The organism is Acidocella sp. KAb 2-4 (genome assembly GCF_020567705.1).
GTDB lineage: Bacteria > Pseudomonadota > Alphaproteobacteria > Acetobacterales > Acetobacteraceae > Acidocella.
This window is the reverse complement of the sequence record NZ_JAJDJU010000005.1, coordinates 147,327-157,406: the sequence shown is the minus strand read 5'-3', so window position 1 is coordinate 157,406 and position 10,080 is coordinate 147,327. Positions and strand designations below refer to the sequence as shown.

The 10,080-nt window shown below is 57.2% G+C and carries 11 protein-coding genes, 1 tRNA gene and 1 pseudogene; 4 read left to right on the top strand and 9 right to left on the bottom strand.

Going from position 1 to position 10,080, the window contains the following annotated elements; translation table 11 throughout:
* A pseudogene (locus LI953_RS05810) lies at positions 1 to 477 on the top strand (class I SAM-dependent DNA methyltransferase); the annotation flags it as partial.
* 36 nt (positions 478 to 513) lie between these two features.
* Here LI953_RS05810 and LI953_RS05805 read toward each other — a convergent pair.
* The 3 genes from LI953_RS05805 to LI953_RS05795 form a co-directional block, all read right to left on the bottom strand.
* Positions 514 to 1,626: a hypothetical protein gene (locus LI953_RS05805; RefSeq protein ID WP_227075088.1), complete on the bottom strand. Its 1,113-nt coding sequence runs from the start codon at positions 1,624 to 1,626 to the stop codon at positions 514 to 516.
* Between the two features lie 37 nt (positions 1,627 to 1,663).
* On the bottom strand, positions 1,664 to 2,194 hold the full coding sequence (locus tag LI953_RS05800; protein WP_227075087.1) for an ImmA/IrrE family metallo-endopeptidase: 531 nt from the start codon (positions 2,192 to 2,194) through the stop codon (positions 1,664 to 1,666).
* A 244-nt stretch (positions 2,195 to 2,438) separates the two neighbouring features.
* Positions 2,439 to 2,654 carry a helix-turn-helix domain-containing protein gene (locus LI953_RS05795; protein WP_227075086.1) on the bottom strand — a complete coding sequence of 72 codons (216 nt, stop codon included), beginning with the start codon at positions 2,652 to 2,654 and terminating at the stop codon, positions 2,439 to 2,441.
* Positions 2,655 to 2,822: 168 nt separating this feature from the next.
* On the opposite strand from LI953_RS05795, the gene LI953_RS05790 reads away from it, so the two are divergent.
* Positions 2,823 to 3,059 (top strand): hypothetical protein, encoded by a 237-nt coding sequence (locus LI953_RS05790; RefSeq protein WP_227075085.1) that lies wholly within the window; start codon positions 2,823 to 2,825, stop codon positions 3,057 to 3,059.
* A 7-nt stretch (positions 3,060 to 3,066) separates the two neighbouring features.
* Here LI953_RS05790 and LI953_RS05785 read toward each other — a convergent pair whose 3' ends face one another.
* The 4 genes from LI953_RS05785 to LI953_RS05770 form a co-directional block, all read right to left on the bottom strand.
* Positions 3,067 to 3,735 carry a hypothetical protein gene (locus tag LI953_RS05785; protein ID WP_227075084.1) on the bottom strand — a complete coding sequence of 223 codons (669 nt, stop codon included), beginning with the start codon at positions 3,733 to 3,735 and terminating at the stop codon, positions 3,067 to 3,069.
* 476 nt (positions 3,736 to 4,211) lie between these two features.
* Positions 4,212 to 5,228 carry a hypothetical protein gene (locus LI953_RS05780; protein ID WP_227075083.1) on the bottom strand — a complete coding sequence of 339 codons (1,017 nt, stop codon included), beginning with the start codon at positions 5,226 to 5,228 and terminating at the stop codon, positions 4,212 to 4,214.
* A gap of 135 nt (positions 5,229 to 5,363) precedes the next feature.
* The gene (locus tag LI953_RS05775) at positions 5,364 to 5,645 is read right to left on the bottom strand and encodes a hypothetical protein (protein ID WP_227075082.1); all 282 of its coding nucleotides are present in this window, start codon (positions 5,643 to 5,645) and stop codon (positions 5,364 to 5,366) included.
* A gap of 125 nt (positions 5,646 to 5,770) precedes the next feature.
* Positions 5,771 to 7,096 carry a site-specific integrase gene (locus LI953_RS05770; RefSeq protein WP_227075081.1) on the bottom strand — a complete coding sequence of 442 codons (1,326 nt, stop codon included), beginning with the start codon at positions 7,094 to 7,096 and terminating at the stop codon, positions 5,771 to 5,773.
* 77 nt (positions 7,097 to 7,173) lie between these two features.
* Between LI953_RS05770 and LI953_RS05765 the strand changes: the two genes are divergently transcribed.
* A tRNA-Ser gene (locus LI953_RS05765) sits at positions 7,174 to 7,266 on the top strand.
* A 29-nt stretch (positions 7,267 to 7,295) separates the two neighbouring features.
* On the opposite strand, the gene LI953_RS15405 is transcribed toward LI953_RS05765, so the two are convergent.
* Positions 7,296 to 7,424, bottom strand: a complete 129-nt coding sequence (locus LI953_RS15405; protein ID WP_255643077.1) for a hypothetical protein — start codon at positions 7,422 to 7,424, stop codon at positions 7,296 to 7,298.
* Positions 7,425 to 7,575: 151 nt separating this feature from the next.
* The gene (locus LI953_RS05760) at positions 7,576 to 8,493 is read right to left on the bottom strand and encodes a LysR family transcriptional regulator (protein WP_227075080.1); all 918 of its coding nucleotides are present in this window, start codon (positions 8,491 to 8,493) and stop codon (positions 7,576 to 7,578) included.
* A gap of 208 nt (positions 8,494 to 8,701) precedes the next feature.
* Here LI953_RS05760 and LI953_RS05755 point away from each other — a divergent pair, with 208 nt between their 5' ends.
* Positions 8,702 to 10,078, top strand: coding sequence for a flavocytochrome c (locus tag LI953_RS05755; RefSeq protein WP_227075079.1), 1,377 nt, complete (start codon positions 8,702 to 8,704; stop codon positions 10,076 to 10,078).
* Positions 10,079 to 10,080: the final 2 nt, after the last annotated feature.

The window sequence follows — 10,080 nt, the reverse complement described above, 5'->3', positions numbered from 1 at the left end:
AATGGACTTGTCCTCATCCTGAACGAGCTTCACGACCGGCTGGATGCGGCGGTGGCGGAAACCTATGGCTGGCCCGCCGATTTGCCGGAGGCGGAAATCCTCTCCCGGCTGGTGGCGCTGAACAAGGCGCGGCTGGCGGAAGAAGCGCGCGGCAAGGTTCTATGGCTGCGCCCGGAATACCAAATCCCCCGCTTCGGCACGGCGCTGCAAAAGCTGGACCTGCTGGGCACCATGCGCGAGCAGGCGCAGGAGGAAACCGCCACCCGCAAGCCTTTCCCCGCCAGCGAGATGGAACAGACGGCGGAGATCATGGCCCTACTCGCCAATGCCCCGGCGCTGGAAACCGGCGACATCCTCGTCCACTTCAAACCCGGCAAAACCATCCGCCCGAAAGTGGAGGCCGTCCTCTCCGGCCTCGTCCGCATGGGGCTGGCCGGGAAGCAGGGCAACGGCTACAGCCTCCGTCGCGCGGGGTGATACCCTCCGTCAGACGGCAAGCTAGGACCGGCCCGGCTAAGCTGGCAGTGTCGTCTCTCCATTTCCATCCACCGCAGCTTGCGGCTGTTGTGTGCTTTCCTGCCCTCCAATATCGGCGGCAGGCCGAAACTCATTCAAGAGAAACGATTCTGGTTGAGCAAGCGAACTATTATCGGGGTTCGGTGGATCGTTTTCTTCAGCGAGCTGATTGAGGTTCTCGTTATAGATTTTGAGATATTTTTCAAACGCAGTTTGGTACTGAACATAACTTTCTGGAAAACTCTCGCTCCAATCTGCACGCCCCTCGCCGAGGCAAGGCTTATCAATGTTGGCGACTTCCATGAAGGTCTCTAAGAAGTCACATAGCGCGTGGGGCAGAATTGTCGCTTCGCCGGTTAGCGCAGCTTCCCGGCTTTTGAGCTTTGACTTAATCTCACTGCGTTCAGTATCCACCGAAACAACTGGATAGGGCGCTCCCTCAATGACACCCTTCAGAGGTTCACGCCCATGATAGCCAAATGAATACGAGAATTTTCTTTTTGTCGCGGCGCGCGCAAGAACATAGCCAAGCTGTACCGAGCATACAAAGCGATCTTCCGACGCATTCTTTGCAATACGGAAGCCCGTATCAATTCCTTTGCCCAGGAAATCATACCGACTTGGAGTAGTGTCCACAGCCTGCTCAAACTCCTCGGTATTTTCGCTGAGAGCAGTATCTCTGGACTGAGCGGCGCCCAGATCGGAAGTAACATTAATGCTAATATTAGGAGCCGGAAAAGCCGCCAGCCACCCCGCTCCTTTCAAACGTAGAGGTTTATCGTCACCCTCTAGCCTCTTAGAATAACGTTCTAGGGCCTTAAGAAAAGCGGACACGGATGCGGCAGTATGTTCGACACTTCGGACGCGCCCACAGAAGATGATCTCGTCTCCAATAGTTTTCCAAACATTGGGGCAGTTGTCTATGTCTCCTTGCCACTCGTCTCCAAGCTCTCCAATCACGCGCTGGTAGGCCGCTCTGACCTCGACAGGAAATGCTTTATAGAACGCCCGAAACTCGTCTATCCATGGAGGTGATGGACTGCCGTTCAGTGGTTCCGCATGTTTCTTGTCGGCCTTAAACGCAGTTGACCCTACTAAGTCCACCGACATGAACAACCTGATCCGATAGGAGGGGCAACTGGTCGAATCAGAGTCCAAGCGTACTCGCTCGAACTTTGATTGCGCTCTGACTAACCCCGAAATGAGATGCCAAATCAGAAATATTCTTTTGCTGATAGGCCTGCTTGAACGGTTCTTCGGGCATTAAGAATGCCGCAGCGAACCAGTTAGCCTCCCACTCGGCGCGCTGCTGTTCAGCGTCATCTTTGTCCACTCGGCGTGTTGCAGCCATCGGGCGCCCAGGATTCTCATGCTTCACTTTTGGGAAGTGAAGAAATAGATGCCCGAGTTCATGCGCGATGGTAAATCTGTCCCGTTCCAGGGTTGTCACTGTGGGAAGAAAAATCTGAAACTCCCCGCTCGACTGCACGATGATCGACTCAGGTTCTTCGGCACCGGGACGCACAGACTCATTATACGAAATCCGACCACCAAGACGCGCCACGAACAGTCGCATATCTTCGCCAATTTGATACTTCAGATGCCGAGCCACAACTTCCGCAAAACTTGAAACGGCCTTCTTGCTTGCCCCAAGGGGGCTGGGCTTGACATAGTCCATACCGTCCTCCTCGAAAACAGACAAAACAAGAACAAATGGGTCGACGCCTTACTACAACATAGGGCCCGTGGTCAAGGCAAGGCGGTTACGATACTCGCCCGGCAGTAATTGCGCGGGTTTCCGTTTATTTGGGCCTGTGCCGTCAGCGCCCGGCATATTGGAGTGACAGCAGGCGGCGCGGAGCCATGGTTTACCTCCCCCAGCACTGATAGCCCCCGCATTGCTCCCTTGGCGTGCAAAGGAGCTAACCCTTTCTTTCAGATAGCAATTCTTCGGGCTTAATCCCCAGTGCATCCGCAATGCGGCCCAGGACTGTAACGCTGACAGAAACGTCCGCCCGCTCAATCGCCCCAATATAACGGGAGCTGACCTCGGCCCGGCTGGCAAGCTCCTCCTGGGTCAACTGCGCCTCATGGCGCAGCCTGCGGAGATTGATGGCCACGGCATCTTTAAGGTCCATGGCCTCAATCGGCCCAGGCAGGAAGGATAATTCCAGGAACGATAGTTCCTATTCGTTATGACTCGTGTCATAGAATTCTGGCGCCCTCAAAGGCTCAAAGGGACGCCGGGTGGAAAACGCCCTTCGACTAGACTGCAAAACTCAACTTTATCGGGGAAGGCTTACATAATGATCTGGTACATCGTCGCGGTGCTACACGTAGTCTCTTCTGGTGCCGTGGCAGAGATTGATTACTACCAAACGAAAGGGTACGGGGATTGCGAACAGCAAATCGCAATGACCGGCCCAACCGTTTCATACACCATGCATGATGGCACCCCCGTGCAAATTGTTTCAACATGTGAGAGTTTTTCTCCGGCTGCCGCCGCAAAATTGCCCCCTTCGGTTGAGTATTTCGTGCCTTAACCCTGCATCAGTTTCCGCCGTTCAAGCGGGCTGTGTAGGAGGCATTAACCTCGAGCAGACGGGTGCGGATGCGCGCAGCGGTGGCAGGGTCCGCCTTGGCCACCTCTGCCAGCACGACACGATGGAACTCGTCCACCTCCGCACCGTCCTGGATGGCTTCTTGCAGCTTCACGGCAGTTTCTAGCGAACGCCTTAGATTTTCCGCCGCCTGGAGTAAGAGACGCGCGTTCCGCACCTCCCCGTCAACCCCGCGCGCTTTTGCGATGACATCTTGCCCGGCTTGGATACACTGGCAGACCAGCGCCATGACCGGCACCACAGCGGCGGCGGTTTCATCAAGCGTGGGGAGGGGCAGCGCCAGCGGCAAGGGCGGGGGTACGCGAGCAGCGGCAGACGGCGGGACAACGCGCTCTTGGATTTCCCGCACGACGCTCCCCACCGTGCCTGCGTCACCGGAGCGGGCATCCGTCAACATCTCCTTGGGGGTGCGGGCCAGGGGCTGCTTTTTGGCTTCTGCAATCCATCTGTAGATGCTCGATTGCGGCGCGCGGTCGATGAACCGGGCTACGAGGGAGGCGCGATCCACGTGCTTCCAGCCCGTCACGCGTGCAGCGGCGAGTGCAGCTTGTTGGACTTCGAGGCGAACGGCGGATTTCGAGAAAGCAGGGTTTTTCATGGAGCCAAATTCTCATCACGATGATTGCACGTTATCGGCACCGCAAATGAAGGGCGTAGGGTTTTCTTTTGTAGCTCAAATGAATTTTGCAATTCTGGAGATAGTGCAGAGTTGAGAATTCGGATATTCCTCACCTTGGCAAGGGATGCACGGGGGAGTGAAACAAGGCTCAGAATCCCCTAATATCCCCCCTTACGCCGACACAGAGAGGGTGACGGCGGGGTCTTCTATATCCGCGTTATCAGGACATAACTGCTACGAATCCACCCTTCCGGTGCGATTAGTCGAGTCCGTGGTGCGGCCACCTACCTGGCAGTGGTCATACGGTTTCCCGTGTATTCATCCCATGGCCACAAACGACGATGAGGGCGAGATTCGCGGCGGGACGCCGCCGATTACGAAGTAATCGGAATGATTCTACGTCTGTTGAAAAGGACTTGATTTACCTTGATACACCTTGATGTTGCATGTCGGCTTTAATTTACTTCTGCGGCAGGTGAGTATTGAGACAGAATTTCCATGTATCGCGCGGCGGCACGGCGATTCTGCTCCTCCATGCCGGAAAACCACGCGGCAGTCATGGATGTGCGCGGCCTGAATTTCAGCCGGGCAATACCTACGACCTGTACCTCGCCGAGGTGGCGAGGAGCGGGGATAAGCAAGGCATTAGATGGAATCTTCTTCCGGCTGGCGGCGTCAAGCAGCACTGCGCCAGCCCGAGAGGCAGCCACAGCCGCCGTGCGTTCGGCTTCTTCACCACTCCACCAGCCGACAGCGTGTAGCGTCTCACCATTGTCTCCAGATTCGAATAGATACGGGACAAATTCGAGCAGCTTGATTGCGGCCAATAGACTCAGAGCTTCCCAAAATACTGGCCAGCCAGCATCCCGTTTCTGGCCATCTACTGTTTCTATGCGTCCTGTCATAAAGGCTTGCGCCGGGAGCTTATCTGGCCACGCACGGCGTACTCCAGCCGTGAACGCCCAAACCACATGTTGCCCGCGTTCGTAGAGGTGCATTGCAGTGTACTCTTGCCGCAAGGCTCGGCGATCTATGCCACTGTCATCAAGAAGCCGGTGCGCTCCATAGAATTCGATAAGCAGCCTCAGGGCATTCTGATTTTGTGTTTGACGAATCTGCGCTAGGGGGGAGTCAGTGCCCACTGTGAGGCCCGTAACAAGGGCATTGGGAAGCCAGATTAGTGCATCGCCCTTATTCCGTTCGGCGCCATCTAGGCCGATTACATAGGCGGGACGCCCAGTGTCTTTGACCTTGCGAACGAGCCTGGCCTCGATCAAACCGACAACAGCATCATGTGCGCGCTTGCGCCCGATGCCTGCATATTTTTCGATGGCGTGAACACTCCATGCGGTGCGCCGATTGTCACCGCCAGTGCCAGCTGCCATGACCAGATAGGCGCACGCTGGGTTAAGCCCCAGGGCACACGCGGCACCCCAAGATTCACGGTCAACGGCGAAGAATTTACCGCTCATATTTGCAGTCCCTTTATGATGGACCGCCAGAAACCGTTGCCCGCAGAAACTCCGTGACGTAGGATTGTGCTGTTGCTGTCACAATCCTTTCTTAAGAGGGAGAACGCCGCCAGGCGAAAGTTTGGCGGTGTTTCTTTAGATGGCGTCCGAGGATGACGTGACGTTGTCGTTCACACTCAGCTTGCTCAACTCTGCCGTGGAATGGACCTTCTTGGAGAGACGGTTGCGCGCCCATTCGAGCGCATCTCCCCATTCATACAGCACCATCGAACCCCACTTCGTGAAAGGCGGTCCCTCGCCACGGCAGGCAAACACAGCCAAGGTTGACGTCTTAATAGGAAATCCCTCCTCCGTCAGCGACTCCGCCAGCTCTTTGCGTTTGAGAAGACGGCGACAATCCGAGGTGGGAGAAGACATAAGGCTCGCTCCTGTAATAAAAGGGAAGCGAGTATAAACATATAAAGCCCGATCAATGGAATAGAGCGAAATCCTATTGAGTACGTTTTTTTGAAGAAAAATGCTTTGGATTTCCTATTCTGCCTTCACGCGACAATTTCCGCGCCGGGAAAGGGGATGATGTTGCCTTCCTCAGTCACCGGCACCAGCCCCATACGGCGGGCAATCTCCAGCGCCACTTCATCCGCTGCTGCAAGCAGCACATCATCCGCGTGGTGAGTGTACCGGCCAGTCACGGAATGCTGCTTATGCCCCACGAGCGCGCCGATGGTCGATTCCGGGCGCCCCATGTCCGCCGCGACTGAAATGAAGGAATGCCGGAGGACGTGCGGTGTAACGCTCTTATCCAGCCCGGCCTTGTCCACAGCGCATTGGAAAAAGGACCGGAACCCGCTCATCACCCCGCCGCCGCGCGTGGGCGGGAAGAAAAGCTCATCGGCCTTACCCTTACCCTGGGCGCGCAATATGTCCGCCGCGACCCTGGCCAGGGGGCGGGCGCTGGCATCCGTTTTCGTATCGATGATTGCCAGGCGGCCATCCTGGTGCATATCGCCACGGCGCAGATTGATGGCTTCACCAGAGCGCCAGCCTGTGAAGGCTAGAAATTTTATTGCCGCCAGGGCAGGTGGCCACATCTCGTTGCTCAATGCCACCAGGGCGTCTCCAAGCGCGGCGTATTCCTCATCCGAGAGGCGGCGTTTCTTCTTGTTATCAGCGTAGCGCGTCACTCCGCGCACCGGGTTGTCCGCCCGCATCTCCTCCTTTACCGCGTACTCAAAAATGGCTCCGAGCAAGCCCACGGTACGCGAGGCCGCGCCTTTTCCACCACGGACATTGTGCAGGACACGAGCCTTCTCCCCCTTCTCGCGCTTTGCGGTTTTACCCGCCGCGACCTCACGCAGAAACTTTTGAATATCCTTACTGGTGACGCCCTGCACCTTTTCCTTGCCCAGCAGCGGCTTGATATGCGCCTCGATCCGGCTCCTATCCGTGGCGATGGTTGAGGCCTTCTTGGCCTTGCCGCCGCGCTTCAGAACCTCGCCCTTCGCCGCCGCAGTGAGGTACTCGTCGCATAGCTCCGCCATCGTGGGGGCTTCCCGCCGCGCGCGCTTCTCCGCCGCCACATCGCGGCCCTTTACCTTTACCTCGTTCAGCAGCTCCTGCGCCCGCTTTCGGGCCATGTCCAAGGTCCAGGGGGCGCCGTACCGCCCGATTGTGATCTTCCGTTGGCCACCGTCCTGGTTGCGGTAGGAGAAAACGAACACCGGGGCTTTCTCTCCCTGCCGCCGCACCATGAAGCCGGGAACGGAGGCACAACTCACCTGCGCCCCGACAGGCAGGTCTTCGACATCAGCCCTCGTCAGTTTCCTCAATTCCTTCATGGAGATACCCCTGGAAAACAGGCAGCACATAGGCAGCACAGAGCGTTAAATCGCGTAAAACGCCATATAACGATACAGGGTATATAACAAGTAAAATCAATGAAATAGGAAATGCGTGAAGGGCCTTAAACCCCCTTAAAACGCTTATGATTGCCCTCCGAAGGCAAAGGTCGCGCGTTCGAATCGCGCCGGGTCCGCCAATAAATCAAAAACTTAAAGGGTCGCGTCCCTACGCCATAAGCCGCTCGGCGGCAAAGCCGATCATCTCGCGCACAAAACTGGCGTCGGAGGACTTCTCCAGAAGCCTGGGAAGCGCAATCTTGTCGTCGGTCTTCGGTGTGGTTCCTTGGGTTAGCATTGAGATTCGTAAAACCAATGCTACCCAAAAACCGCCCCGGCGGGCCGCCAATCGGCCCGCCTCCGCCAGACTCTCGGCGGTCGCTACGGCAGGCCGATTACCGGCCTCCTACACCACCAGACGGGGCACGACCGGGTACCCGAAAGGAACTCTAAGCGGACACAGCCCAGTTTTGCATGATATCACGCATGGTGTCCCGCAACCATTTCTGCGCCGGCTCATTTTCATGCGTAGGGTTCCAGGCTATTGCGAAATCCAGTTCCGGCAATTTGACCGGGGTGTTGATCCACTTCACCCGGCCTTGGGCGCAGGCTTTTAAGGCGAAACGCTTAGGTACGATTGCGACTACATCACTCTCGGCGACCACATCGGGGAAGCTGGCGTAACCAGGCATCAACATGCGGTAATTCGGCTCGACCCGCATATCTTGCCAGGAAATCGCCTCGTGACTGAATATCATGCGCGGCATGGCCGAGAAGCCGATATGTGGCAAAGTCAGAAATGCTTCCACATCCATACCCTCAAAAATATTCTGGTTGTCCTTGTTCGCAATGCAGACATATTCATCCACATAGCATGCCTGTTTTCTGACCCCAGCGATGCGCACGGCGTTGGCAGGGAATATGAACAGATCGATACTTGTTATGCTGGTCTTGTTTATCTGCGCCGGCCCCAGTGTGACAAAGTCGAGCTTAAGGTTGGGCGCCTCCTGCATGGCACGGGTGATCAACTCAGCGCCATAGAGAGCGACCACAAAATCAACCGAAGCAATAACCAAGTTCCGCTCGACGCTGAGCGGCGCGCCGCTCGCCTTCTCTAGCAGGGTACGAACACGGGAGAGAACATCACTGGCAAGCGGCATGAGTTGCTCTGTAACCGGCGTCGGAACCATTTCATGTCCGTTCCATACAAACAACTCGTCATTCAACTGGTCGCGCAGCCGGTTGAGCGCCGCAGAGATAGTGGATTGCCCAAGATTAAGGCGACGCGCCGCGACACTGACACTGCGCGTGAGCCAGATCGCTTCGAGAATATTGAGCAGGTTGATGTCGAAGTCCCGGAGCTGCATGTTTCCAACCAATATTATCAATAGTCGTTATCGAATTTAATCGCTTTGCATGATAGTATCGCGCAATTAGATGGGTATCAATAAGCCCTGTGGTAACGGGGCATGCTGGGGAGTCGACACCTGAAATTTCTGGTATTTTCCGTATTTTCGGTGCCGTGCCCTGGTTCCGTCGCCAGCTGTCCAGTCCTTTTCGAGCGGATGTAACCCCATGAGCAAAAACCTTGAAACCCAATTGGTCATCGCTGGCGGCGGACTCGCCGGGTTCACCGCCGCGCTCTCCGCGGCGCAGGCCGGGCTCAACGTCGTGCTGCTGGAGAAGCAGCCGGAAACCGGCGGCTCATCCGCCATGAGCGGCGGCTGTCTGGCCTTCGCCGGCACGGATATCCAGCAAAAGGAGGGGGTGGAGGATTCGCCCGAGCTGCTGTTCAAGGATCTGCGCGAAGTTGGGCAGTTCGAGAACGACGAAGCACTGGTCAAGGCCTATGTGAACGAGCAACTGGCGACATATTATTGGCTGCGTGACAACGGCGCGGTCTTCAGCCCGATGCTGGAAGCGGCGTCCGGCCAGTCTGTGCCGCGCGCGCATACGGTGGACCCGGCGGACACGGTGCGCCAGCTTGCCGCCCGCGCCAAGGCCACAGGCAAGGTACAGGTGCTACTCTCCACCCGCGCGACCGCGCTGGTGCGCGACCCGGTGAGTCGTCGCGTCACCGGCATAACGGCGGAAGGGCCTGATGGGGAGATCACAGTCAGCGCCACACACGGCGTGCTGCTGGCGAGCGGAGGGTTCTGCCGCAACAAGGAGCTGGTGCACCGCTTCGTGCCGCAATACGACGAGGCGATCTTCATCGGCGGTGACGGCAATGAGGGCGACGGGCTTCGCATGGCATGGGCGTTGGGCGCTGATTTCCGCGACGTGGCATATATCAAAGGCACCTACGGCAAACACCCGACGGACGAGACCAATCACCATAGCTGCATGGCGGTGTACAAGGGTGCCATCGCCGTGAACCAGAATGGCAAGCGCTATGTGAACGAATCGATCTCGTACAAGCTGCTCGGCGATGCCTGCATGGTGCAGCCCTACAGCACGACCTACCAAATCCTCGACCAGGACATCATGAAAAGTGGTGATAACCGCATACGAATCATGGATTTTGAGCGCCGGCTAGAGGAAGGGCTATTCATCCAGGCCGACACGCTGGAGGCGCTGGCCGCACAGCTTGAAATTGACCCGGCCGCGCTGGTGGAAACCGTGGCGCGGTATAACAGCTTCGTCGAAGCTGGGCATGACGAGGATTTCGGCCGCGAGCATCTGGTGCATCATCATGGTGCGCTGCGCCGGATTGAACGCGCCCCCTTCTACGCCTACCCCTCAACCGCCGTGGTATTCGGCACCTATTGCGGCGTGTGCGTGAACACGCAGATGCAGGTGCTGGACGTGTTCGGCAATGTCATCGAAGGACTGCTGGCCGCAGGCGAAATGGTCGGCGGGCTGCACGGCGCCGCTTACATGACAGGCTCGGCGCTGGGCAAGGCGGCTATCTTCGGCCGCATCGCGGCACGCACCGCGACGGCAGGATAAGG